Annotated in this window: 26 protein-coding genes; 10 read left to right on the forward strand and 16 right to left on the reverse strand. The window is 69.6% G+C overall.

All coding sequences use genetic code 11. The annotated features are described in order from the left end of the window. The first annotated feature begins 400 nt into the window (after positions 1–400). Entirely contained in the window at positions 401–2566 is a 2166-nt protein-coding gene (locus AB0J78_RS01385) for an EAL domain-containing protein (protein WP_363785735.1), read from the forward strand. 45 nt (positions 2567–2611) lie between these two features. Here the strand turns inward: AB0J78_RS01385 and AB0J78_RS01390 are convergent, their stop codons facing one another. Beyond that, positions 2612–4471, reverse strand: coding sequence for a glycoside hydrolase family 15 protein (locus AB0J78_RS01390; protein WP_363785738.1), 1860 nt, complete (start codon positions 4469–4471; stop codon positions 2612–2614). A 95-nt stretch (positions 4472–4566) separates the two neighbouring features. Further along, positions 4567–5142: a type VII secretion system-associated protein gene (locus AB0J78_RS01395; RefSeq protein ID WP_363785741.1), complete on the reverse strand. Its 576-nt coding sequence runs from the start codon at positions 5140–5142 to the stop codon at positions 4567–4569. Positions 5143–5326: 184 nt separating this feature from the next. Between AB0J78_RS01395 and AB0J78_RS01400 the strand changes: the two genes are divergently transcribed. The 6 genes from AB0J78_RS01400 to purM all read left to right on the forward strand — a co-directional run bounded on the left by AB0J78_RS01400 (position 5327) and on the right by purM (position 11739). Beyond that, a complete protein-coding gene (locus tag AB0J78_RS01400) occupies positions 5327–5743 on the forward strand; it encodes a PRC-barrel domain-containing protein (RefSeq protein WP_363785744.1) in 417 nt (138 codons plus the stop codon). A 289-nt stretch (positions 5744–6032) separates the two neighbouring features. After that, entirely contained in the window at positions 6033–7205 is a 1173-nt protein-coding gene (locus AB0J78_RS01405; RefSeq protein ID WP_363785746.1) for a S8 family peptidase, read from the forward strand. A gap of 270 nt (positions 7206–7475) precedes the next feature. Continuing rightward, positions 7476–8264: a DNA-binding response regulator gene (locus AB0J78_RS01410; RefSeq protein ID WP_363785749.1), complete on the forward strand. Its 789-nt coding sequence runs from the start codon at positions 7476–7478 to the stop codon at positions 8262–8264. 164 nt (positions 8265–8428) lie between these two features. Beyond that, positions 8429–8818, forward strand: a complete 390-nt coding sequence (locus tag AB0J78_RS01415; protein WP_363785751.1) for a sterol carrier family protein — start codon at positions 8429–8431, stop codon at positions 8816–8818. A 163-nt stretch (positions 8819–8981) separates the two neighbouring features. Beyond that, positions 8982–10544 (forward strand): amidophosphoribosyltransferase, encoded by a 1563-nt coding sequence (purF, locus tag AB0J78_RS01420; RefSeq protein ID WP_363786367.1) that lies wholly within the window; start codon positions 8982–8984, stop codon positions 10542–10544. 82 nt (positions 10545–10626) lie between these two features. Then, a complete protein-coding gene (gene purM / locus AB0J78_RS01425) occupies positions 10627–11739 on the forward strand; it encodes a phosphoribosylformylglycinamidine cyclo-ligase (RefSeq protein ID WP_363785753.1) in 1113 nt (370 codons plus the stop codon). Positions 11740–12401: 662 nt separating this feature from the next. Here purM and AB0J78_RS01430 read toward each other — a convergent pair. Next, on the reverse strand, positions 12402–12590 hold the full coding sequence (locus AB0J78_RS01430) for a DUF3073 domain-containing protein (protein ID WP_093419982.1): 189 nt from the start codon (positions 12588–12590) through the stop codon (positions 12402–12404). A 246-nt stretch (positions 12591–12836) separates the two neighbouring features. On the opposite strand from AB0J78_RS01430, the gene AB0J78_RS01435 reads away from it, so the two are divergent. After that, positions 12837–13715 (forward strand): hypothetical protein, encoded by an 879-nt coding sequence (locus AB0J78_RS01435; RefSeq protein ID WP_132680455.1) that lies wholly within the window; start codon positions 12837–12839, stop codon positions 13713–13715. A gap of 116 nt (positions 13716–13831) precedes the next feature. Here AB0J78_RS01435 and AB0J78_RS01440 read toward each other — a convergent pair whose 3' ends face one another. The 5 genes from AB0J78_RS01440 to AB0J78_RS01460 all read right to left on the reverse strand — a co-directional run bounded on the left by AB0J78_RS01440 (position 13832) and on the right by AB0J78_RS01460 (position 17992). After that, positions 13832–14638, reverse strand: coding sequence for a methyltransferase domain-containing protein (locus AB0J78_RS01440; protein WP_363785755.1), 807 nt, complete (start codon positions 14636–14638; stop codon positions 13832–13834). 102 nt (positions 14639–14740) lie between these two features. Continuing rightward, on the reverse strand, positions 14741–15658 hold the full coding sequence (locus tag AB0J78_RS01445) for an asparaginase (protein ID WP_363785758.1): 918 nt from the start codon (positions 15656–15658) through the stop codon (positions 14741–14743). Further along, on the reverse strand, positions 15655–16215 hold the full coding sequence (locus AB0J78_RS01450) for an aerial mycelium formation protein (protein WP_363785761.1): 561 nt from the start codon (positions 16213–16215) through the stop codon (positions 15655–15657). Before AB0J78_RS01450 ends, AB0J78_RS01445 begins: the two co-directional genes overlap by 4 nt. Before the next feature lie 212 nt (positions 16216–16427). Next, positions 16428–17570: a folate-binding protein gene (locus tag AB0J78_RS01455; RefSeq protein ID WP_363785764.1), complete on the reverse strand. Its 1143-nt coding sequence runs from the start codon at positions 17568–17570 to the stop codon at positions 16428–16430. Positions 17571–17608: 38 nt separating this feature from the next. Further along, complete coding sequence (locus AB0J78_RS01460) at positions 17609–17992, reverse strand: transcriptional repressor (RefSeq protein ID WP_132672099.1); 384 nt, start codon at positions 17990–17992, stop codon at positions 17609–17611. Between the two features lie 140 nt (positions 17993–18132). Here AB0J78_RS01460 and AB0J78_RS01465 point away from each other — a divergent pair, with 140 nt between their 5' ends. After that, positions 18133–18981 (forward strand): aminodeoxychorismate lyase, encoded by an 849-nt coding sequence (locus AB0J78_RS01465; RefSeq protein ID WP_363785767.1) that lies wholly within the window; start codon positions 18133–18135, stop codon positions 18979–18981. Between the two features lie 190 nt (positions 18982–19171). On the opposite strand, the gene AB0J78_RS01470 is transcribed toward AB0J78_RS01465, so the two are convergent. Then, a complete protein-coding gene (locus AB0J78_RS01470; protein ID WP_363785769.1) occupies positions 19172–19813 on the reverse strand; it encodes an FABP family protein in 642 nt (213 codons plus the stop codon). Positions 19814–20070: 257 nt separating this feature from the next. Here AB0J78_RS01470 and AB0J78_RS01475 point away from each other — a divergent pair, with 257 nt between their 5' ends. Further along, positions 20071–20814, forward strand: a complete 744-nt coding sequence (locus tag AB0J78_RS01475; RefSeq protein WP_363785772.1) for a methyltransferase domain-containing protein — start codon at positions 20071–20073, stop codon at positions 20812–20814. Between the two features lie 52 nt (positions 20815–20866). On the opposite strand, the gene AB0J78_RS01480 is transcribed toward AB0J78_RS01475, so the two are convergent. The 7 genes from AB0J78_RS01480 to AB0J78_RS01510 all read right to left on the reverse strand — a co-directional run bounded on the left by AB0J78_RS01480 (position 20867) and on the right by AB0J78_RS01510 (position 24879). Then, positions 20867–21166, reverse strand: coding sequence for a DUF1416 domain-containing protein (locus AB0J78_RS01480; RefSeq protein WP_363785774.1), 300 nt, complete (start codon positions 21164–21166; stop codon positions 20867–20869). Between the two features lie 34 nt (positions 21167–21200). Next, positions 21201–22040: a sulfurtransferase gene (locus AB0J78_RS01485; RefSeq protein WP_363785776.1), complete on the reverse strand. Its 840-nt coding sequence runs from the start codon at positions 22038–22040 to the stop codon at positions 21201–21203. Between the two features lie 32 nt (positions 22041–22072). Next, positions 22073–22516, reverse strand: a complete 444-nt coding sequence (locus AB0J78_RS01490; RefSeq protein WP_363785778.1) for a DUF4395 domain-containing protein — start codon at positions 22514–22516, stop codon at positions 22073–22075. Between the two features lie 130 nt (positions 22517–22646). Continuing rightward, complete coding sequence (locus AB0J78_RS01495) at positions 22647–22712, reverse strand: putative leader peptide (protein WP_363786369.1); 66 nt, start codon at positions 22710–22712, stop codon at positions 22647–22649. 138 nt (positions 22713–22850) lie between these two features. Continuing rightward, on the reverse strand, positions 22851–23288 hold the full coding sequence (locus AB0J78_RS01500) for a thioredoxin family protein (protein ID WP_363785781.1): 438 nt from the start codon (positions 23286–23288) through the stop codon (positions 22851–22853). Then, positions 23285–24088, reverse strand: a complete 804-nt coding sequence (locus AB0J78_RS01505; RefSeq protein ID WP_363785783.1) for a DUF2993 domain-containing protein — start codon at positions 24086–24088, stop codon at positions 23285–23287. The genes AB0J78_RS01500 and AB0J78_RS01505 overlap by 4 nt, the downstream gene beginning before the upstream one ends. After that, entirely contained in the window at positions 24085–24879 is a 795-nt protein-coding gene (locus AB0J78_RS01510; protein WP_363785786.1) for an alpha/beta fold hydrolase, read from the reverse strand. The genes AB0J78_RS01505 and AB0J78_RS01510 overlap by 4 nt, the downstream gene beginning before the upstream one ends. Positions 24880–24883: the final 4 nt, after the last annotated feature.

Genomic DNA, 24883 nt, shown 5'->3' on the forward strand with positions numbered 1-24883 from the left:
GGATGGTCGTGGAGCATGTCGAGCGACTACGCATCGTGCCCCGAAAGTGTGGCGAACGCTTTCCGGGAGCTGAAGGTGTTGTGTTAGCTTTTGACCGGATCGGCTCAATCCGTACAGCTGCGGGGCACCCGAACAGGGGTTTTGGCGAAGAATTGCCAGCGCAACCTCTGGGGGTGGGTTGAGCGTCTAACAGTGGGGGTTCGAACTCCGTCGCCGTTCATCGATGAACCGATCGCGGGCGGTAGCGGTATTTGTCTCTCGGCCACGCGGATGGCCGCCTGACACAGGTGTCGCGACTGCTCCGGGTGCCGTACATGATGTTCGACTGCCAAGCTCAACCGGTCGTATGCTCCGACGAGTAACGGCCCAGGCTAGGACGACGAGTGGAGGGCGCCCAGGCATGACTGGCTGGACCGCGCCGGTGCCCAGCGCTCACGAGGTGGCCGCCAAGGTGAACCGAACGGACCGACGACGCTTCGCCGCGGTCTGGGCGCAGGCGCTCATGGGAACCAGCTACGTGCCGATGACCAGCGCCGAGGTGGAAGGTCGTCTGCACGGTTACACCGACCGCCTGGTCGACGCGCTGGTCGGTGAGCCCTTCGACGCCTCGCCTGCTCGCGCGGTGGGCGCTGACCTGATCGGTGTGCACTTCACCAGCTCCGAGTCGCTCGCCCGCACCGTCGAGCTCATCGGCGACGAGATGCTCGACGTGCTGCGGCTCGGCGACGACCCGGTGTGGCGCAAGCGCGTCGCCGCGCTGCAGGCGGCGCTGTGCTCCGGGTTCGTGCAGGCCGCGCGCAAGCGCACGCTCGACGAGCAGGAGGCCATCCGGCAGGCCGTGCTCGACGCGCGCGACGCCGTCGAGCTGGCCCTGCGCACCAGCGAGGCCCGCTTCCGGGCGATCTTCTCCGAGGCCGCCATCGGCATCGGCATCGCCGACATCGATGGCCGGATCCTGGAGGTCAACGCGTCGCTGGCGCGCATCCTGGGCCGTTCCCCCGACGACATCCGCCGGATGCAGGTCCCGGACATGGTCCACCCCGCTGACTCGGAGCGGATCTGGCGGCTCTACGACGAGCTGCTGCGCGGCGAGCGCGAGCAGTTCCGGGTGGAGAAGCAGTTCTCCCGGCCCAGCGGCAAGACGGTGTGGACCGAGCTGTTCGTGTCCCTGATCCGCGACGACGACGGCAAACCGCTCTACCAGGTCGCCCTGATCGAGGACGTCACCGACCGCCGCGAGCTGCAGGAACGGCTCCGCTACCAGGCGATGCACGATCCGCTGACGACGTTGCCGAACCGGGCGTTGTTCCTCGACCGCCTGGAATCGGTCCTCAAGCGCCACGACCGCGACGACCGGATCGCGCTGTGCTACATGGACCTCGACGGCTTCAAGGTCATCAACGACAGCCTCGGCCACCACGTCGGCGACGAACTGCTGGTGACCGTCGCCGAGCGGCTCGCCGCGGCGGTGCACGGCGACGACCGGCTGGTCGCGCGGATGGGCGGGGACGAGTTCGTCATCCTGCTGCAGAACTCCACCGGGACCGAGCAGGCTGTCGAGATCGCTGAGCAGGTGCTGTCGGTCATCGACGAGCCGATCCGCATCGACGGCCACGAGCTGACCGTCTCGGCCAGCGTCGGCATCGTCGAGCGGAACGTCGACGGGCAGACCGCCGCCGAGCTCATGCGCGACGCCGACGTGACGCTGTACTGGGCGAAGTCCGACGGCAAGGGCCGCTGGGCGCAGTTCGACCCGGAGCGCAACGCCAACGAGGTCGCCCGGCTGCGGCTGGCCGCCTCGATGCCCGCGGCGTTGGAACGCGAGGAGTTCTACGTGGACTACCAGCCGCTGATCGGGCTGCGGGACAGCTCGGTCGTCGGCGTCGAGGCCCTGGTGCGCTGGGCGCATCCCGACCTCGGCAGGCTCGGGCCGGACAAGTTCATCGGGCTCGCCGAGGAGACCGGGCTGATCGTCCCGCTCGGCCGGTGGGTGCTGCGCAAGGCGTGCGAGCAGGCCAAGCGGTGGCAGGACCGGTTCGGCGACTCGGCACCGTTCGTCAGCGTGAACCTCGCGGTCCGGCAGTCGCGCGACCCGAACCTGGTCCGCGACGTCGTCGAGATCCTGGAGGAGACGGGTCTCGCGCCGCACCGGCTCCAGCTGGAGCTGACCGAGAGCACGATCATGTCCACCGCCGACGAGCCGCTGGACAAGCTGCGCGCGCTGGCGCGGATGGGCGTGCGCATCGCCATCGACGACTTCGGCACCGGCTACTCCAATCTCGCCTACCTGCGGCACCTCCCCGTGCACGAGCTCAAGATCGCCGGCTCGTTCATGGAGGGCCTGCGCGACGCCGAACGCGCCGACCCGGTTGACGCCCGCATCGTCGGCACCCTCGTCGACCTCGCGCACACGCTCGGCCTCACGGTCACCGCCGAGGGCGTGGAGACCCAGGCCCAGGCCCGACGCATGGCCGAGATCGGCTGCGAGACCGGCCAGGGCTACCTCTGGGCCAAACCCGGCGATCCCCGGACGGTCACCGACTACATCTTCTCCCACCTGGAGTAGGAGCTGCTCGGGATCACCGCGCGGTGCGGGCGGCGGGAACCGCGCTCATGACAGATCCTGGCCGAGCCCGTTGCGCCGGGACTTCTGCTCCCGCGTGCGGCCGCCGTAGAGGACCGCCGCCGAGTTGACCAGCGCGAGGTGGCTGAACGCCTGCGGGAAGTTGCCGGTGAAGCAACCGCTCGCGGCGTCGAACTCCTCGGAGTAGAGACCGACGTCGTTGGCCATCTCGAGGAGCTCGACGAACATCCGCTCCGCCTCGTCGCGCCGGCCGCAGTAGACCAGCGCGTCGACCATCCAGAACGAGCAGGCCAGGAACGAACCCTCCCGCCCCTTCAGACCGTCGACCTCGTTCGGCTCGTCGGTGGTCGTGTAGCGGTCGACCAGCACCCCGCGCTGGAGCTCGCGCTGGATGGCCTCGACGGTGCTGCGCATCCGCTCGTCATCGCCGGAGAGGAAGCCGACCGCGGGCAGCAGCAGGACCGAGGCGTCCAGCGAGGTTCCGCCGTAGAATTGGGTGAACGCGCGGATCTCGGGGTTCCACGCGCGCCGCAGCACCTCCTCGCGGACCTCTTCGCGCAGCTCCCGCCAGTGCTCGACCGGGCCCGGCAGCCCGTCCTCCTCGGCAGCGCGCACGGCGCGGTCGAAGGCGACCCACACCATCACCTGCGAGTGCGTGAAGTGCCGGTCCGGCCCGCGCACCTCCCACAGCCCGCGATCGGGTTCCCGCCAGATCCGCTCCAGGTGGGCGAGCATGCCGCGCTGCACGGCCCACGAGTCCTCGTTCTCCACCAGTCCGCGTTCGCGGGCCAGGTGCAGCGCGTCCATCACCTCGCCGTAGACGTCCAGCTGCCGCTGCCGGTAGGCGGCGTTGCCGACCCGGACGGGGCTCGTGTCCCGGTATCCGCGCAGCCAGTCCGCTTCCCACTCGATCAGGTGCCGCTCACCGCCGACGCCGTACATGATCTGCAGGTCAGCGGGGTCGCCGGCCACGGAGCGGACCAGCCAGCGCCGCCACGCCTCGGCCTCAGCGGTGCAGCCGAGGTCGTCGAGGGCGAGCAGCACCAGCGTGGCGTCTCGGAGCCAGCAGTAGCGGTAGTCCCAATTGCGGTTGCCGGGAACGGCTTCCGGCAGCGAGGTGGTGGGGGCGGCGACGATGCCCCCGGTGGGCGCGTAGATCAGCGCCTTGAGCGTGGCCAGCGAGCGGCGCACGGCCTTCGAGTAGGGCCCGTCGTAGACGATCTTGGACGACCAGTCCCGCCAGAACCCCTCGCACTCCCGCAGTTCCTGCTCCGGGTCCATCGGCGCGGGCAGCGCGTCGGGGTCCGACGACCACTGCAGCACCCAGGACATGCGCTGACCGGCGGAGATCGTCCCGGTGTGGCGGTGGGCGCGTTCGCCGTCGACCCGGGTGGGCAGTTCCTCGCCGCGCAGCACGACGGTGTGCGGACCGGCGATGCCCACGACGTACTCGTCGAGCACCGGCACGGTCTCGCTGACCCGCCGCACCCACGGCACGGAATCGCCGTAGTCGAAGCGCAGCACCCAGTCGAGCTGGAAGCCGACCTCGCCGGACACGCCCTCGACGATCCGCACCACGCACGGCTCGTCGTGCTGGTTCACCTCGTGCGGCGGCATGAAGTCGATCAGCCGCAGCACGCCGGTGTCGGTGCGGAACTCCGTTTCCAGCACCAGGGAGTTGTCCCGGTACCGCCGGCGCACCTCGCGCACCGGCTCGGTCGGGGCGATCGACCAGCGGCCCTCGCCGCCCAGCAGCCTCGCGAAGCACGCGGGCGCGTCGAAGCGCGGCAGGCACAACCAGTCGAGAGATCCGTCCTTGCCGACGAGGGCGGCCGTGCGCAGGTCGGACAGCAGCGCGTAGTCCTCGATCAATCCCGGTCCGGTCACCTCGCCGACCCTAGGTTCGACGTGGGTGACCGGCCTACCGTCGATCGTGTTGTGTCAGGTACCCCTACCCGCACCGCCGAGCGAGATGAGCGGCCTCATTCACCCTGGTCCTCGGCGAACTGGACGAGGACGCCGTTGGGGATCACCGCCTGGACGGCCTCGTGCAGGTTGAGGCCGAGGTCGTAGCCGCCGAGGACGTCGGGCAGCCAGGAACCGGGAACCGTGCGGTAGCCCGGCCAGTCCTCGGGAACCCGGGAGGGCGACGTGCAGGCCGGGACCAGCGTGGTCCCGTCGGACATCTCGGCGGTGTAGACGTTGCGGTCTTCGGCCGACGGCGCGTAGAGCATCACCTCGCCGTCCAGCACCGCCTGCGGCAGGTCGTCCTCCGGGCGCTCGCCGTCGGCGATCTCGTCGAGCACGCGCTCCAGATCGTTGCTCGGCTCCGGCCGGTGCAGCATCAGGTCCGAGGGGACGTACTGCTCGTTGAACTGGAACTCCTCGTCGATCACGCCGTTCTCATCGATCCGGTAAGCACCCACGACGCCCTCCGGCGGCATGTCGCCCTCGTCGTCCTGGGCGTAGCCGGGGTCGGCGATGTACAGCCAGGTGTTCGGGTTCTCCTTGGCGTGCGCCCGCATCTCGTCGGTGATCGGCGGCGTGGGTTCGGTCATGAGGATCGAGACTCCGTTAACTCGGCTGGACAAGAACACGCCCCGCGACTGCCGAGCGTTCCCGTTGAAGGGTCCCATTCTTTGCCCCGGGTGGTCCGAAGAGGTCAGTCCGCCGTTTTGAGGTGCCGCGCCGCGCGACGAAGGGGGAGACTTGGTTCCCGGGCTTTGCGGGGAGGGGTGCTCGATGATCGGTCAGCGGGAAGCGTTGCGCATGTTCGGGTGCGAGGTCTTCGATCCGGCGGGGCAGCGAATCGGCATCGTGGGACAGCTGTTCATCGACGACGACACCGAACAACCCGCGTGGATCACGGTCCAGACCGGTCTGTTCGGCACGAACGAGAGCTTCGTGCCGCTCGACGGCGCCGCTTTCGACGGCGACACGCTCACCGTCTCGGTCGGCAAGGAGGCGGTCCGGCAAGCACCTCGGGTCGACCTGGACAAGGGCGACCTGCCGCTGGCGACGGAACGAGCGCTGTTCCGCTACTACGGGATGACCTACGGCGTGGATCCCGAGCCGGCCGACGGCGATTCCGAGCAGTCCGACGAGTACGTCGAGTCGGTCCGGCTGCGGTTGCGGCGCTGGGTAGCCGCCACCCGCTAGAGCGTCCGCACCCTCCGTTATATTGAGTACGCAGTGTTACTCCTACTTGCGGGTAACAACTGGGAAATCCGGCGATCGCCGGGCCGTTCAGCCCCTTGCGCTTGCCCGGGTTTCAGCTGCTCATTCCCGGTAAGACTGGTCCGTTTGGGAATTCGTTAACCCCAACGTCCGATTGTTTGGCGCAAAATCGCCAACGTCGCCCATATGAGTGCACTCGCTGGTTACGTTCCGCTCTGAAACACCTCCGCTCGGCCCCACCCGAGCGGAACCGTTTGAAGGAGGGGAACGCATGAGGAAGCTGCTCTTCGGCACCGGGGCAGGGGTTGCCGCAGCGGCGCTCGTGTTCGCCGGAGCTCCCGCCGGCGCACAGCCGCAGGTCGAACTCGCCCCGCTGACCCTGCACCCGCAGGCACAGTCCAGGGACACCGCGGACGTCTACATCGTCAACCTCAAGGACGGCATCGCCCCGCAGGGCATCGCCGAGGAGCTGGGCGTTCAGGCCCGGCACACCTACACCACGTCGATCAACGGCTTCTCGGCCAAGCTCAACCCCGAGCAGCTGGAGAAGGTCCGGGCCAGCGACAAGGTCCAGAACATCTCGCAGAGCTACCGCATGGCGGTCGAGCCCAACGTCAAGCCGGCCGCCGTCGGCTCGTGGGGCCTGGACCGCATCGACCAGCCGGCGCTGCCGCTGGACGACAGCTACACCCCCACCGGCAAGGGTGAGGGCGTGACCGCCTACATCATCGACACCGGCATCGCGCCCGACCACCCCGACTTCGGCGGTCGCGCCTCGGTCGGCTTCGACGCCACCGGTGGCGACGGCATCGACAAGCAGGGTCACGGCACGCACGTCGCCGGCACCATCGGCTCCAACACCTACGGTGTCGCCCCGGCTGCCAAGCTCGTCGGCGTCCGCGTCCTGGACGACCAGGGCCAGGGCACCACGGAGTCCGTCGTCGGCGGCATCGACTGGGTCGCGCAGAACCACGACGAGAACTCCGTCGCCAACATGTCGCTGGGCGGTCCGAAGGACCCGGCCCTCGACGAGGCGGCCACCAACCTGGTCAACAGCGGCGTGTTCCTCGCCGTCGCCGCCGGCAACGAGTCGCAGGACGCCGAGCAGGTGTCCCCGGCCAGCGCCGAGGGCGTGTTCACCACGGCAGCGTCGGACAACACCGACACCTCCGCCGAGTTCACCAACTTCGGCGCCACCGTCGAGGGCTACGCCCCCGGCGTGGACATCGTCTCCACCGTTCCCGGTGGCAGCACCGAGGCGATGAGCGGTACCTCGATGGCCAGCCCGCACGTGGCCGGCGTCGGCGCGCTGTTCCTGGGCGCCAACCCGGGCACCGCTCCGGCCGACGTCATCAAGGGCCTGCAGGGCCAGGCGTCCGCGGGTGTCGTCCAGGGGGCCCCGCAGGGCACCCTCGCCGACCTCCTGCAGATCGGCGACCTGTGATCGCCTGACGCGATAGAGCGCCGTCGCGGGCCCTTCCTGAGCGCTTCAGGGAGGGCCCGCGCTGCGTGAAGGCGCTGTTTTCGGGGGTATCGGGGCTCCGCTGATCGGGCGTAAAACACGTTCGTCGCCCAACTTGTCCGGCGAAAGTCGGTTCCGGCGGTTGTTCCCGGTGGATACGTTGCCAACAACAGGGGGAGCTCAGTGTCCATTGCGGTGCCGCGCCTGAACGCGAGGCGGGCGTCGCCGGGGCACATCGAGGAGGGATGTGCCGTGTTACCCGGATACACCGAGGAACTGACCAAGGCACCGACCGGAGTCGCCGAGCCGGGCGCACCGGAACAGCTCAGCCAGCGCACCGTGCAGGCGCAGGTCGCATCGGTCACCCGAGCGGCTCGGGCGCAGGGCGGCAGCGCGGGAGTGCTGCAGGTCGTGCACGGGGCCAAGCGGGTCGGCTGGGCGGCTTACGAGCTGCAGGCCAGCGCCACGCACCTGGTGCAGGGCGTCGCCAAGCCGCCCTACGCGCAGACCGGCACGCTGGACTCGCTGGAATCGCGCAAGCTCGCCGAAGGCGTGCGCTACCAGGTGCTCTACGACCGCTCCGCGCTGGCTCGTCCGCCGCAGCTGGACATCACGACCAAGCTCGTCGCGCTGGGCGAGCAGGCGCGGGTGATCCACGTGGCGCCCACCAAGCTGATCATGGTGGACAACGAGATCGCGCTGCTGCCGCTGACCGTCACCGAGACCTCGGTGGAGAGCGCGGTCGTGGTGCGCAGCTCGGCGATGCTGGCGGCGATCGCCCGCATCTTCGAGGACCTGTGGCGCTACGCGGCGCCGTTCACGGCCAACCAGGACCTCGACGGCAACGAGCTGCGGCCCACCGAGGAGGAGCGGTGGATCCTGTCGCTGCTGGCCTCGGGCGCCACAGATGACACCATCGGCCGGCTGATGGGTTTCAGCGCTCGCACCGCGCACCGCCGGGTGCGCGAGCTGATCTCGCGGCTCGGCGTCGAGACGCGGTTCCAGGCCGGTATGCAGGCGGTCAAGCTCGGTTGGCTGTGAATCGATCTGGCGGGTGAATCGATCAGGCGTCTCGGCACCGGTTCCGCACATCTGAGCACCGGCACCGAGGCGCACGATCGGGCGGTGCGGTCCGAACCGTCCATGATCAACATCCTTTTGCCCGGTCAGTTCGGACCACAACCGCCCGCACTAGACTTCGCGCCATGCCGAAGCGCGGTGCGGTGGACCCCGGGGAGATGCGCGAGGCGGTCACCGCCGTGCGCGACTGGCTCGACGACGCCGAACGCCGTCCCGCCAGGCCGGAGATGGCCAAGGCCGTGCGCCTGAGCCTGCGGACGCTGGAGCAGATCGCGCCCGGCAACAGCGTCGAGGTGCGGGTCCCGCCGTTCGCGGCCGTGCAGTGCGTCGAAGGGCCCAGGCACACCCGCGGTACCCCGCCGAACGTCGTCGAGACCGATCCGCGGACCTGGCTGCTGCTCGCGACCGGACGCCTGACCTGGTCGGAAGCCGTCGAAGGCGGGCTGCTGACCGCTTCGGGCTCGCGCTCCGACGTCTCCCAGTGGCTCCCGATCGTGCGCGTGGAGCAGGGCTGAGGGCTTCGGACCTGCTACGTGTTGTGATGAGATGGCCGACACGCTTCGGGTGGGGTTCGCCCAGGTTTCCCGCGCCTTACACTGAGGTGTAACTCCGGCTCCGTCATCCAGGGAGTTCTCGGTGGTCACCGACCGTCCGGCTAGTGCCAGCACGACAACGGACCTGCCCTTTCCGACCTTCGACACCTCCGCCGACGCGTTGGAGCGGGACATCCCCCGCGAAGAATGCGGCGTGTTCGGCGTCTGGGCCCCTGGCGAAGAAGTCGCCAAGCTCTCGTTCTACGGGCTCTACGCCCTCCAGCACCGAGGCCAGGAAGCCGCCGGCATCGCCGTCGGCGACGGCTCTCAGGTGGTCGTCTACAAGGATCTGGGCTTGGTCAGCCAGGTGTTCACCGAGCAGACGCTCGCTTCGCTGCACGGTCACGTCGCCGTCGGGCACTGCCGGTACTCCACCACGGGTGGAGGATCTTGGGAGAACGCGCAGCCGACCTTCCGCACCACCGGTGCGGGCAGCGGCCTCGCGCTCGGACACAACGGCAACCTCGTCAACACCGCCGAGCTGCTGGAACGCGCGCGCGACTTCGGCAAGGTCGACGGCGGCAACCTGTCGTCGCCCGCCAACGGCTGCGAACGCGCCTCCAGCGACTCCGACCTGGTCACCGGCATGCTCGCGGCCAAGGCCGCGGACATCGGCCTGGAGCAGGCCGCGATGGAGCTGTTCCCGACCGTCTCGGGCGCGTTCTCGATGGTCTTCTGCGACGAGGACACCCTCTACGCGGTCCGCGACCCGCAGGGCGTGCGCCCGCTGGTGCTCGGCCGCCTCGAACGCGGCTGGGTCGTGGCCAGCGAGACCGCCGCGCTGGACATCGTCGGCGCGTCGTTCGTCCGCGAGGTCGAGCCCGGTGAGCTGCTGGCCATCGACGCCGACGGCCTGCGCTCGCAGTCGTTCGCCAGTCCCAAGCCCAAGGGCTGCGTGTTCGAGTACGTCTACCTGGCGCGCCCGGACACCACGATCTCCGGCCGCACGGTGCACGGCACCCGCGTGGAGATCGGCCGCAGGCTGGCCAAGGAGCACCCCGTCGACGCCGACCTGGTCATCCCCGTCCCGGAGTCGGGCACCCCGGCCGCGGTCGGTTACGCCCAGGCGTCCGGCATCCCCTACGGCAACGGCCTGGTGAAGAACTCCTACGTGGGCCGGACGTTCATCCAGCCCTCGCAGACGATCCGCCAGCTGGGCATCCGGCTCAAGCTCAACCCGCTGCGCGAGGTCATCCGCGGCAAGCGGCTGGTCGTGGTCGACGACTCCATCGTGCGCGGCAACACCCAGCGCGCGCTGGTGCGGATGCTGCGCGAGGCCGGAGCCGTCGAGGTGCACGTGCGGATCGCCTCGCCGCCGGTGAAGTGGCCGTGCTTCTACGGCATCGACTTCGCCTCCCGCGCCGAGCTGGTTGCCAACGGCCTCGACGACGACGGCGTGCGGCGCTCGATCGGCGCCGACAGCCTCGGGTACGTCTCGCTGGACGGCCTGATCGCCGCCACCGAGCAGCCCCGCAACCGGTTGTGCGCGGCCTGCTTCGACGGCGAGTACCCGATCCCGCTGCCGGACGACGCGCGGATCGGCAAGTACCTGCTGGAAGGACTCGGCAACGAGCGAGGCGTGGCCGGTCCCGCCGAGCCCGTGCTGCCCAGCGGTTACGGGGCGGAAGACGCGCTGCAACGTCCTTGACCTCACCGTCGCCGCGTAGCGTTGGTCGTGCCAGGATTGCGCGTCCGGCGAATCGCAAATCGCACTAGATGTGGAGCCAGTCGTGTCCGAAGACCTGATCGCAGGGTCTGCCCAATCCGAAACCCCGAAGGCCACTTACGCCGCGGCGGGAGTGAGCATCGAGGCCGGTGACGAGGCGGTGGAGAAGATCCGCCCCTGGGCGGAGCGCGCGACGCGGCCGGAGGTGCTCGGTTCCCTCGGCGGGTTCGCGGGCCTGTTCCAGCTCAAGCTCGACCGCTGGAAGGAGCCGGTCCTCGCGTCCTCCACCGATGGTGTGGGCACGAAGCTGGCCGTGGCGCAGGCCGTGGACAAGCACGACACGGTCGGCATCGACCTGGTCGCCATGGTCGTCGACGACCTGGTGGTCGCCGGTGCCGAGCCCCTGTTCCTGCAGGACTACATCGCCGTCGGCCAGGTCATCCCGGACCGGATCGCGGACCTGGTCAAGGGCATCTCCGAGGGCTGCGTGCAGGCGGGTTGCGCGCTGCTGGGCGGCGAGACCGCCGAGCACCCGGGGATGATGGCGCCCGGCGAGTACGACATCTCCGCCACCGGCGTGGGCGTCGTGGAGGCCGACGGGATGCTGGGGCCGGACAAGGTCCGCACCGGCGACGTGGTCATCGCGATGGGCTCGTCCGGTCTGCACTCCAACGGCTACTCGCTGGCCCGGCACGTGCTGCTGGACCTGGCGCGGATGCCGTTGGAAGGCCACGTGGAGGAGTTCGGCCGCACCCTCGGCGAGGAGATGCTGGAGCCGACCCGGATCTACACCAAGGACTGCCTGGCGCTGGCCGCCGAGGCGGAGGTCCGGACGTTCGCGCACGTCACCGGCGGTGGTCTCGCGCAGAACCTGGCGCGGGTCATCCCGCCGGGCCTGACCGCCACGCTGGACCGCGGCACGTGGACGCCCGCGCCGGTGTTCCGGATGATCGCCCAGCGCGGCCGGGTCGAGGCCGAGGAGATGGAGCGCACCTTCAACATGGGCATCGGCATGGTCGCCGTGGTCACGGCGGAGGACGTCGACCGCGCCCTGGCCGTGCTCACCGCCCGCCACGTGCCCGCCTGGGTCCTCGGCGAGGTCGCCAAGCAGCCCACGGTCGAGGGCGCAGGCGAGGACGACCGAGTCGTCCTGCGGGGCAACCACCCCCGCTTCTGACCAGCACGCGAAAAGCCGCAGCACCACCACGGCGCTGCGGCTTTTCGCATGCCTAAAAACGTCAGGCAAGCGCCGAAGGTGCTTTCTCCTCGCCCAACCTGAGCAGCCGGCACCGCCGGGGGTTCTGAACGGCTTGGTGGCGAGCAGGCCGCGACGCCGCTTATTCACGAGTGGCGCGCGGAGTCCACGGAGCCGCTCAGGTTCCCCCCACCCGCACCGCTGCGCAGAAGGACCACCTCGGAGATCGAAAGTTGAAGCCGGGTCGTGCGGGCCGCCTCTCGGCGGGTGGCACTGATGGGCTCCAGCCGAACGGTATTCCCAGCAGGCGATAGTTGGAGCCCGGGGGCACGCGCACGACGCCGGCACCCCCTACAACGAGTGGGCCCCGCCGAGGATTCCCGGCATGGTGGCGATCACCCGTTGGAGGGTCTTCACGCGCGCAGCACCAGGGGCGGTGCGGGAGTTGATCCCCGCACCGCCCCTGGGGCGTTCTCCGTGTTCAGTCCCGTTTCCGGGTGTTTCTCAGACGTGAGTGGCGCCGCCGGTCGTGACCGGCGGCGCCATCCACGGCGTTGTTCCTCTTGTGGGTCCTGCGAGCTAAGCGACGCACTCCGCCATCGAGCGAACAGCGTTGAAACCGCTGTTCTCACCGGAGGAGCGCGTCAACGTCGACCGTAGTCGTAGTCGTCGTACCCGTCGTCGTGCGAGTCATCGCGGTCTTCGCTGGACCACTCGCCGGACTCCGAGGTCGACAGCTCTCGCTGCAACGCCTCTATGTCCATGGACGGGGAACTGTACTTAAGCTCGCGGGCCACCTTCGTCTGCTTGGCCTTAGCCCGGCCGCGCCCCATGGCTCGACCCCCTCGCACAGGGTGTGCGGGGCGGACAGGGGAAAGCCGGCCCCGCATGATCTCGACAACTTTTCCTGTAACTACCGTACCGTGTCGAGGCGGTTCAACGCGACGTGGTGCCAGGAGTTGGCCGCCGTGTCTTGGGTGACGTGGCACTCGCCCGATTCGATCAACCGCTCGGCGCGGCTCGCGGAGGGCCGTGAGTCGCGCGAACCGGCTCGTCGGGGGCATGACACCATGCTCGCTGTGCCAGAGCCGTTCGTCGCCTATCTGAGGGTTTACGAGCCCCTGTCGTCGTTCGAGTCACCGCTGCGCGAGGAAGTCGACGCTGCGGTGGAGCGCGGGTCCGTTGACCCGTTCGACGCGGGGCTGTGGGAGCAGCACCTGTGGCTGCGCAGCCAACTCGCCGCGCCTCCGCGGTTGCTGCCGGGCGAGAACGCCGACGGCGAGGTCCAAGGCGTGGGCGGGGTGCTCGTGCTGGATCCCGAGGACGTGCCCACCGCCCCGGCCGCCACGGTTGGCCCGGGACCGCTGGTGTGCCCGCTGGACGTGCACGGCCGCGCTGCGGCGGCGCTGGTGGGGTTCCTGGGCGACGCGGAGATCCCGTTGCGCACGGCGGCTCTGCCGGAGTCGGTGGACAAGGCCCGCACCCGCGCGGGCGCGGTGGTCAGCGAGCTCTCCGGCGGCGCCGTGCACGTGCTGTCGTCGACCTGGACCGTTCCGCTGCCCTGGTTCGTCGTGGTGGACCCGACCGAGCGCTGCGTGTTCACCGAGCCCGATCGCCGCCGCGTCTGCTGGCGGGTCGCGATGGCCGACGCCCGCCGGCGGGTGGCTCGCGCGCATTCGGTGTCGAAGCAGTCGATCGGCGAGGACGGCCCGACCCGGATCCTCAAGGAGACCGGGCGCTGGCTGGAGCGCTTCCACCCGCACAGCGCCGTCGAGCTCGACTACGGCGGCCTCGTCCAGCTGATGACCCAGTCGGACCTCGACGCCGACACCTCGGCCGAGGACGTCCACGCCATCGTCGACGCGATGGAAGCCGATGACGCCGAAGAGGTCGCCACCCGCTACGAGCAGCTCCGGGACTTCTGGTCCGAGTTCGCCGCCCGCGAACACCACAACTGATCCCCGCTCAACCCGTGCTCCTGAAGTCACCCCGCGCGGGTGGTCTTTCCGATTTCAGTGGAAATCGGAAACCTGATTTCCACTGAAATCGGGAACCCGCCGCAGGGGTGATGAGGTCAGGGGTGGCAGCGGACTTCGCCGTTGAGGACGGCGAACCAGCCGGAATCGGCGTCACGCCACGCGTGCCAGGCCTGGGCGAGGGACTCGAGTTCGTCTCGGGTGGTCAGGCCGTAGGTGATGGCCTGGTCGGCGAAGGAGGACTGGCGGATGCGGTCCGCCCAGAGGCCGCCCCACCAGGCGCGCTCCTCGGGCGTGGCGAAGCACCAGGCCGAGGCGGTGCACTCGACGTCGGTGAAACCCGCCTCCAGGGCCCAGGCCTTGAGGTGCTTGCCGCCGTCGGGGTAGGCGTCGTTGCGGCGCGCGACAGCGCGGTAGAGCTCCAGCCAGCGGTCCATCCCCGGGTGATCGGGCGACCAGCGCATGCCGCCGTAGTCGGCGTCGCGGGCGGCGACGACACCGCCGGGCTTGCACACGCGACGCATCTCGCGGAGTGCGGCGACCGGGTCGGTGAGGTGCTGCAGGACCTGGTGGGCGTGCACGACGTCGAAGGAGTCGTCGGCGTGGGGCAGGCGGTAGACGTCGGCGACCTCGAACCGGGCGTTGTCCACCCCGCGCTCGGCCGCGGCGGCGCGCGAGATCGCCAGCGGTTCTTCGACGTTGTCGATGCCCAGCACCTGGCCCGGCGCGACCCGTTCGGCGAAGTCGAGGGTGATCGTTCCCGGACCGCACCCGACGTCGAGCACCTGGGCGCCGGGGCGCAGGTCGCCGAGCAGGTACCCGGCCGAGTTCTCAGCCGTCCGCCACTGGTGCGACCGCAGCACGCTCTCGTGGTGCCCGTGCGTGTACGTGTCCTGCGCGCTCATGCTCACCGTCCCGAAATGTGGGATATCTGTACCGCGATATGAGCATATCGCGGGCAAGGTGCTGGTGAGAAGCGTTCGATCTCGACCCGAAATCCGGGAAGGTCAGTTCAGGGCGTTGGGGATGAGGCGGATCGAGCCGACGGGGTGGCCTCCGCCGAAGACCGGTTCCTCGGCGAGGTCGTCCAGGCCCGTGATGCCGAGAGCGGAGAGGACGCCGACCGCGATCGGAAGCCGGGCGCGGTCACCGCCGTCGGCGATCTTGATCGCCGCGGCGCGGCCGTCCGGCAGGGCGAAGGCGAAGACGCCCTCCGCGCCGATCTTGCTGATCAGCCCCGGGACCGCGCCCATCAGCCGGACGTCCTCGCGGCCGGTGCCCGAGACCAGCCACGGGTGCTCGTGCATCCCCTGCCCGACCGGGGTGTTGACCAGCCGCTGGAACACCCGGGCCAGCCCGGTCAGCGAGATGGCGAACAGCGGGGTGCCGCAGCCGTCGACCGCGGTGTTGGCCAGCGGCTCGCCGGCCAGGTCCACGACGGTGTCGGCGATCGCGACCTGCAGCGGGTGCTTCGGATCCAGGTAGTCGGCGGTGGACCAGCCGTTGGTCACGCAGGTGGCGAGCATCGCGGCGTGCTTGCCGGAGCAGTTCATGGTGATCCGCCGCTCCTCCGAGACGCCCCGGCGCGCGGCCTGGCCCATCGGCAGGTCCGGCGGGCAGCGCAGGTCGTCCTCGGTCAGGGAGAACCGCTCCAGCATCTCGGAGACGCGAGCGATGTGGTCCTGCTCGCCGCTGTGCGAAGCGGCGGCGAGCGCCAGGTCGGCGGAGGGGAGTTCGAGCCCGCAGCGCAGCATTCCTGCTGCCTGCGCGGGCTTGAGCGACGAGCGCGGGTACATCGGAGCGGTCGCGTCACCCCGCGTGATCAGGGGCGCACCGTCCGGGTCGATCACCACCACTGAAGCGTGGTGCACACCTTCCCGAAGTCCACTTCGGATGATCTCGACGAGTGGAACAGGTGGGATCAACGCCGGTCTCGCTCCTCTGCCAGAAGGTCATCCACCGACGCGGCGCCCTCCCGGTAGCGGCGGGCGATCTCCGCGTTGAGCCGATCCACGACCTGCTGAACCTCGCGGCGGCGCTGCGAGACCGAGTCCTCCTCGGCGGTGTAGGCGCTCAGCGCCCGGTCCAGCTTCTCATCGGACAGCGACATCACGTCGGAGAGGTCCACGTCCGAGACCAGCGCTTCCACGTGCCTGCGGTGCGCCTCGGCCCGCGAGGGCTCGGTGGTCTGGTAGCGGCCCGAACCGGCGGCCGGGCCGACCGCGTTGTCGGACAGGATGTTCACCAGCTGCTCGACCACGGACCGCGAACCGTCCTCGCGCCGACGGCGCTGCTCGGCGCGCACGATGTCGATGCGCGCGTGCAGCACCCGTCGCAGGTAGGACAGGTCCGTCTCCTCCTGGGCGGCCTCGTCCCGCAACGCGCGCACATCACCCAGCACGTGTTGTTCGATGCCACTGGTGTAGTCCGGGGACAGGACCCTGTCGATACGGCGCCGTCCACCCGGGCGGACTTCGATCACGTGGCCATCCTCCGGCAATTCGGTCGAGCTCGCCAACAGTTCGGGTGATGTCGTTACGACAACAGTGTGACGCCGAGCGTTCGATCAGCGTTCCTCGGTGTTCGAAACGACCCCTGATCGGGCGACCGGCATGTCTCAAGGCATACCCGCCCTGTCAAACACCGACGTCACTTGGCGCGCAGAACTTGAGGGCCGTTACCGAAACTAACCGGTCACCGGCCGCGCAGCCGGTCGGCGGCCACCCGGCCGGGGGGCTCACCGCTGTCCGGCGGCACCGAGTCCGGGTCGACCGCGGCGGCCACCGCGCGGTCCTCCTCCGGATCACCGGCCATCAGCTCTCCGTCCACCGGAGCCGTGCGCTTGAGCAGCGCCAACGCCACCGGCCCGAGCTCGTGGTGCTGCACGACGCTGCCCACCCGGCCGACCTTGCGGTCGCCGTGGAACACCGGGTCGCCGATCTCCGGCGAGACCTCCACCGAACCGTCCAGGTGCAGCAGCACCATCCTGCGCGGGGGCTTGCCGACGTTGTGGACCTTCGAGACCGTCTCCTGGCCGCGGTAGCACCCCTTGGCCACGTGCGCGGCGAGGTGGATCCAGCCCAGCTCGTGCGGGATCGCGCGGTCGTCGGTGTCCATCCCGACCCGGGGACGCAGCGCCTCCACGCGCAGCGCCTCGAACGCCATCGTGCCCGACGGGCGGATGCCCGCGTCGGTGAGCTTGAGCCACCAGTCCACCAGCGATTCGCGCGGAACCAGCAGGTCGTAGGTCTGCAGCGCGCGGAACGGCACGTTGCGCACGAACCCGCCGCCCGGCAGTCCGCGCACCTCGTAGGCGTCGGAGGGGACCTCGGTGAACCCGGCGAGGATGCCGCCGGCGTCGGGGCCCATCGCGGTCAGCACCGCGAACTCCGAGGTGGCGTCGCGCGGCTCGACCTTCGACCAGAACCGCATCGCTTCCAGGTAGTCCGGCAGCGACTGCCTGCCGTTCACACCGATCGACGGCAGCGCGCTGGTGACGTCCGAGGCCGCGTCGGTGTCCAGGTACACCACGCCCTCGTGGTGGGCGACCAGCATGTGGCTGTCCACCCGGCCGTGGGTGTCGAGCACGAGCGCCTCGGTGCCCTGCCCGTCGGGCAGTTCCGTGAGGTGCTGCGAGAGCACCAGGTGCAACCAGCTCAGCCGCTCTTCGCCGGGCACCGCGATGACCTCGCGGTGCGAGCGGTCCACCAGAACCGCCGAACGCGCTGCCGAGCGCTGCTCGGCGAACGGGTCGCCGAAGTGCCAGGGAACGCCGCGGTCCACCGAGTCCTCCGGCGCGGGCACCGCGCCCGGCAGATCCAGCGTGGGTGAACTCATTCAACGCTCCTTGAGGTCGTGCTCGTGCGACACCGGGTTCAGCCGATGTCGGCGGCCTGGCATTCCCGGCAGGTGCCGGACAGCGCCAGGTGCGTCGCGTCGAGGGCGAAGCCGTGCTCGGCGCGCAGCTTGTCGGCCAGCTCGTCCATCGTCTCGATGGCCACCTCGTCGATCCGGCCGCATCGGTGGCAGGCGAGGTGGACGTGCTCGTGCTCCTCGGCGGAGTAGGTCGGCGCACCGTGACCGAGGTGGGTGTGCCGCACCAGCCCGAGCTGTTCGAGCAGGTCGAGTGCCCGGTAGATGGTGGTGATGTTGATCGTCGGGGCGATCTCCTGCACCTTCTTGCACGCCTGCTCCGGCGTGGCGTGGCCCAGCTCGCGCACGGCGTCGAGCACCAGCTGGCGCTGCGGCGTCATGCGCATGCCCCGTTGGTGCAGAGTGCTGCGCAGCGATCCCTGGTCGCTCAATGCCGCTCCCGTGCTCGACGCGCTCGGATGGGGAAACCCACCTCGATCGTAACCTCCGGGCCGACTCCGGGAACTGGACGCTCTACCCTTCCGGCATGCGCGTACTGGCACTTTTGGACGGAACCCTCGCCGATCCCGAAGCTCCGCTGTTCCGGGCCGATGACCTCGGTGTGATGCGAGGTGACGGCTGCTTCGAGACGATCCTGGTCGTCGACCGGAAGCCGCGCGAGCTCGGTCCGCACCTCGACCGCATGGAGAGGTCCGCGCGGCTGCTGCAGATGCCGCTTCCCGAGCGCGCGGCCTGGGAGCGCGCAGGGCAGGCCGTCATCGACGCCTGGCCGTGGGATTCCGAGCCGGAGATGGGCCTGAAGCTCGTCTGCACCCGAGGCATCGACGGTGGGGACGGCACGCCGCACGGGTTCGCGATGGGCATGGACGTCGGGCCGGATACCAAGCGCAAGCGCGACAGCGGAGTCGAGGTCGTGACCCTCGACCGCGGCTACGCGCCGGACCTGATGGACAGGGCGCCGTGGCTGCTGCTGTCGGCCAAGACGCTGTCCTACGCGGTGAACATGGCCGCGCTCCGCGAGGCCGAGTCGCGCGGCGCCGACGACGTCATCTTCACCGCCAGCGAGGGCACCGTCCTGGAAGGCCCGACCTCGACGGTCGTGCTGGCCCAGGGCCGCAAGCTGCTGACCACGCCACCGGCCTCGGGCGTTCTGGCGGGCACCACCCAGGGCGCGCTGTTCCGCGCGGCCGAGCAGGCGGGCTGGGAGACCGAGGTGGTCGACTTCCCCACCCCGGCGCTCTTCGAATCCGACGGCGTCTGGCTCGCCTCCAGCATCCGCCGCCTGACCCAGGTCCGCGCCATCAACGGGACCTCGGTGAAGGCCGACGACGCGCTGCACACCGAGATCGTCAACCTCTACGAGTCGAACTACTGAGGCGTCAGGCAAGCGGCGAAGCCGGTTTCTCCTTCACCACCTGAGCAGCTCGCACCGCCGGGGGTTCTGAGCGGTGCTGTGGCGAGCACGCCGCGACGCCGTGTATTGGACATACATCAGGAGTGGCGCGCGGAGTCCACAGCGCCGCTCAGGTTCCCCTACCCGCACCGCCAAGCAGGGTGACCAGAGATCAGCCTGCGACCCGGTCGAGCTTTGCTGAGAGACGCGGCTGGAGTTCGTGCTCCGAGGTGGCTCGCTCCTCGACGTAGGCGAGGGCTCCGTCGACGACGCCGTAGAGGCGGCTGGCGGCGGTGACGTCTTCGCCCGTCGGGGTGCGCAGCACTGCGTCGGTGCCGAACTCCCAGGTCGTGGTGTTGCGCGGCTGCCCGATGAACAGCTCCGAGACGCCCGTCGAGTGCATCAGCATGAGCTCGATGGTGTCGTCGGGCTGCGGGCGCAGGAAGCCGGTCTCGCGGAACGCGGGTGCCACGACGTTGCCGCCCTCGCCGTCCAGCCGCCACGCGCGGCTGGAGTACATCAGGAACGGGCGGCCGTCGTGCGAGATCGTCACCTGCTGGACGAACCGGAAGGTCTCCTCCAGCGACGGGTGGGAGGCCTCGCCCTCGCCGCGCCACACGCCGACCAGCGGCAGCAGCGACAGGCATGCGTCATCGAGCGAGGGGCCCAGCCGCAGGTTCGCGGTGTCGCCCTCGCCGGGGAGGTCGTCGAACTCCGGGACGTTGAGTTCCCGGGTGATCTTGGCTCGTTCCGCCGCCGCGGCAACTGCGGCGTCGCCGCTGCCCGGCTGCGGTTCGTTCGGCGTTGCAGTCATCGCATCGAGGCTACAACGAGGCCGTCATCAGTCGTTGTACAGGCGGTACACCACGTAGAAGGCGAACCAGATGGTCGCGACCGCAGCGAGTCCGACGAGCGTGACGAGGCCGTAGTGCAGAAAGTCGAGGAGTTCCACGGATGAAGGATAACCACGGCGACCTCCCAGCGGAGTGTGGCGTGCGGCATGATCGGCGTGGTGAGCGGCGGGAACGGGCCGCTGAACACCAGGAACGTCAGAGCCGGGACGAGGATCACATGGACTTCGAGACGCTGCGCGAGCGCGCGCTGGCCTACCGCGAGGAGCTGCTGGCCCGCAAGGACAAGATCGCGCCGGCCGACTTCGGTTGGTACCCGTACGACACGATGGCCAACATCTTCCACCTGGACGCCCTGCTCAGCGGGCCCCAGCGGCAGGTGTTCGACGGCATCGCGGGCACCCGCATCGCCGACATCGGTGCCGCCGACGGCGATTTCGGGTTCTTCCTGGAGGACGAGCTGGGCTGCGAGGTCGACCTGATCGACAACGCGCCCACCAACTTCAACGGCCTGCGCGGTGCCCGGCGCCTGGTCGAGGAGCTGCCGTCGCGCGCCCAGGTGCACGAGATCGACCTGGACGCCCAGTTCCGGCTGCCCGCCGAGCGCTACGGCGCGGTGTTCTTCCTCGGCCTGCTCTACCACCTGAAGAACCCGTTCCTGGTGCTGGAGCGCCTGGCCGAGCGCGCCGAGCTGTGCTTCGTCTCGACCCGCATCGCCCAGGTCACCCCGGACGGCACGCGCATCGCCGACCAGCCGGTCGCCTACCTGCTGGACCCGGCCGAGGCCAACGACGACGCCACCAACTTCTGGATTTTCAGCGAGACCGGTCTCCGCCGGATCTTCGACCGGACCGGCTGGGACGTCGTCGACTTCACCACGGTCGGCTGCCGGCAGGACTCGGATCCCCGGACCCCGGACCGCGACGAGCGGGCCTTCGCGCTGCTGCGCTCCCGCAAGGTCTGAAACGGCGAAGGGCCGGCACCCCGCGAGGTGCCGGCCCTTCGTGCTGCGCAGGTCAGGCGACCGCGATGTCCACGGCGTGGACTCCGGTGCCCGTCGGGGAGACCTTGGACTCGCCCTTGCCGCTGCGGTGCAGCGCGCGGACGGTCCAGTCACCCGGAGCCGCGTAGAACCGGAAGTCGCCCTCCTCGGAGGTGACGACCTCGGCGGTGAACTCACCCGAGGAGTCCAGCAGGCGGACGAAAGCCCCGCCGACGGGCGACTCCCCGGACCGCACCTTGCCGGCCACGACGACCTGGTCAGTGGCCTCGTCGACCGCGGTTGCCGACTGCTGCGGCGCTCCGCATCCACTCATGTCACAAACTCCTTGCTCGGTGTTACCGGGGTGATCAGGCCTCGGACGGGTTCTCGATCGGCACGCCGACCAGCGAGCCGTACTCGGTCCAGGAACCGTCGTAGTTCTTGACGTTCTGGTGGCCCAGCAGCTCGCGCAGCACGAACCAGGTGTGCGACGAGCGCTCGCCGATGCGGCAGTAGGCGATGGTGTCCTTGGCGGTGTCCAGCCCGGCCTCGCCGTAGATCTCCTTGAGCTCCTCGTCGGAGCGGAAGGTGCCGTCCTCGTTCGCGGCCTTGCTCCACGGCACGTTGATCGCGCTGGGGATGTGGCCACCGCGCTGCGCGGCTTCCTGCGGCAGGTGAGCCGGGGCCAGCAGCTTGCCGGAGAACTCGTCGGGCGAACGCACGTCGACCAGGTTCTTGTTGCCGATGGCGTCCACGACCTCGTCCCGGAAGGCGCGGATCGAGGTGTCCGGCTCCTGGGCCTTGTAGGTGGTGGAGGCCTTGTTCGGCTCTTCCTTGGTCAGCTCGCGGCCGTCGAGCTCCCACTTCTTGCGGCCACCGTCGAGCAGCTTGACGTCGCCGTGTCCGTAGAGCTTGAAGTACCAGTAGGCGTAGGCGGCGAACCAGTTGTTGTTGCCGCCGTAGAGCACCACCGTGTCGTCGTTGCTGATGCCCTTGGCCGACAGCAGCTTCTCGAAGCCCTCGCGGTCGACGAAGTCACGACGGACGTGGTCCTGCAGCTCGTTCTTCCAGTCCAGCTTGATGGCCCCGGGGATGTGGCCGCCGTCGTAGGCGGTGGTGTCCTCGTCCACCTCAGCGAACACCACCCCGGCGGTGTTCAGGTTCTCTTCGGCCCACTCGGTGGAGACCAGGACCTCTGCGCGGCTCATCGAGCGACTCCTTCGTTGATCTTCGAACTTGGTCAGTCTGTTGTGGACGCCCCGGCCGGCGCGAACCGGCGGAGCACCAGGTACATCTGGCAGCCGAGGCAGTAGCCGAACACCGCGTTGAGCAGTGCCGCCACCAGGGCTAGGGCGTTTGCCGCGATGCCGAGAGTGGTCAGGTCCGCCGCGTAGCCGATGGTGGCCACGAGGGTGAAGACGAAGCCCACTCCTTGCGAGAAGCGAACGGGTGCGGGGTCCTCGCGGTCCTCCGGCGCGACCGGTGGGAGCTTGGACCGCACGGTGGTGCGGTACAGCGCGCCCCACGGGTTGAGCTGCATTCCGATGAACGCGCACAGACCGAACAGAACCATCTGGGCCGCCATGACGCGCCAGCTCGTGGTCACCAGACCCAACGCGAGGATCACGCTGGTCATCGCTGCGGTGAACCTGACCCCGCGTGGGTCGAGCGTCGTGACAGACATCTTTCGAGGGCCTCCTGACGATGTGGACTGGGTCTGCCGAGTCCGTCAGGCGGTGGGCGCGCGCCGGCGAGAGTCATGAGGACATGACGAGGCCGTGCTTGGAACGCGTACTACCGCCCGGTCAGTGCCATCAACACAGGCTGCTACCCACGCGGCAGAGATCAACCGCGCGCCTTCGGGTCAGCAGTACATGCACGAGACGGAGGTTACCCGGATAGACCGATCGCCGGGAAGAACGTTCATACAGTGGGACGGATTAGACCGTGCTGCTCACTTTGCGCGGCGGTGCCGGGTGCTCAGGTGGTGAACGAGATGATGGCTGCGCCGTTGCAGGTCACAGGAGCGGCTCGATCGCCTCGGAGAGGGCCTGGGGGCGGGGGACGCCGCCGACGCGGAACAGCTCCCGGCCCGCGCGGTCCAGTACCAGGGTCGTCGGGGTGCTGTGGACGCGCAGCGGCGTGGACCACTCGGGGTGGTCGGTGAGGTCGACCTCGACGTGGCGGACGTCGGTGGTCTTGCCCGCGAAGTCGGCCAGCAGGATGCGGGCGTGCCGGCACGGCTGGCAGAAGGTGGTCGACAGCTGGAGCAGCGTCACCTTCGCGTCCGGTTCGGGGGCGTCGGCGAGCCGCTGCTTGAGCCCGTCCGGGAAGTTGTCGGTCACGATCTCCTCACCGCCGCTCTCGCGCACCTTGCCCTGCCGGGCCTGCCAGACCAGCCCAAGCACGAGGGCCACCGGCACGACGATCAGCAGTGCGATCACACCTGGGCTCATCCCGTGGTCACCCCGTTGCCGTTGATCGTGACGTTCTCCGCGGTGCCCTCGATGACCAGCGCGCCGCGCTCGGCGCGCACCGCCGTGGGCTGCACCTCGAACGGCAGCATCCCCGGGTCGAGGGTGGTGTTGAACTGCTTGAGCACCGACTGCTCGAAGATCGGCGGCAGGTCGATCGGTCCCAGCGCGCTGTTGTTCAGCTCCAGCTTGCGCGGCTCGATCTCCATCTTGCCGTTGACCAGCGACAACACCGCGATCACCCGCACCTTGTTGTCGGAGCCCGCGATGTTGACGGTGCCGTCGAGCTGCACCGGCACGCGCTGGTCGTCGCCGCCCTCGGCCAGCCGCTTGTCGGACTCGCTGATGTTGCCGTCGTCGTCGGCGAGCGCGTCCGGGGCAGCGGGTTCGATGGTCAGGTCCTGGATGCCGATCAGGCGGGCGACGTCGGAGGCCTTCAGCTTCACCCGGCCCACCAGCTGGTCGACCGTGAACTGATCGGCGGTGCCCGCGATGACCTCGGAGGTCGCGACCTTCACGCCGTGCAGGTCGGCTTCGATGCCCACCTCGTTGAACGGCTCGACCGGCACCGCGTTGGCCACCAGCTGCACGTCGCGGTAGTTGCCCGCGGCGACCTGGGTCAGGAACGGGAAGCCGTTGATCGAGACTTCGGGCTGCTCCGGCAGCTTGAGCTGCTGGGCGACCTTCTTCGACACCTGGTACTCGGCGAACGCGGCCGAGCCGAAGTCGGCGGCGACCAGGAGGCCGATGACGAGGACGAGGGTGATCGCGAGCTTCTTCACTCCGCGCGTTCCGTTCTGTCGGGGCGCCGGGGGCCCGACCGGGCCCGATCGGGTGGTGTCACTGTATCGACCGCCCACGCCGCGATCCGGTCCACCAGTTCGGGGGTGGTCGAGCTCTCGGCGTGGCGCATGCCCTCGACCAGCCAGAACTCCGCGCCGCCCGCTTCGCTGAGGGCGCGCGCGTCGGATGGTGGGAAGTAGTGATCTTCGGCACCGTGCACGATCAGCTGCGGCACCTCGATGCGGGTGGCGAGTTCGATCGGCGACACCGGAACCCGAGGCCAGGGACCGGCCAGCCGGACGCCGAGCAGGCGGGCGCTCAACCGCCCGTGGGGTTGTTCGAGCAGCCAGTGGACCCTGCGCATCGCGGGGGTGTCGCGCACGAACCAGCGCGCCGGGCTGCTCACCGAGATCACCGCGTCCGGCGGGGTGCCCAGCGCGGCCTGCCGGAGCACGACCGATCCGCCGAGGGAGAACCCGACCGTGACGACGCGCTCGCAGCCGGCCGCGCGCAGGTGCGCCACGGCCACGTCGATGTCCATGGCCTCGTTCGGGCCGACGGTGGTCCGCCCGCCGGAGCGGCCGTGGCCGCGGAAGTCCGTGGCCAGCACCGGCCCGTGCGTGGCGAGCCGTTCCAGGACGCTGCGCACGCCGGGCTTCCGGATGTGGTTGGTGAAGCCGTGACCGACGACGAAACCCAGGGGCGCCGGAAGCCCCGGGCCGGGGTGCAGAACGCCGCGCAGCCGGGTTCCGTCTTCGGCTCGCAACGTGACGGGGCGACCGCGAAACATCTGT

Origin of the sequence: Saccharopolyspora sp. NPDC049426, assembly GCF_040676935.1 — a bacterium.
Taxonomy (GTDB): Bacteria; Actinomycetota; Actinomycetes; order Mycobacteriales; family Pseudonocardiaceae; genus Saccharopolyspora.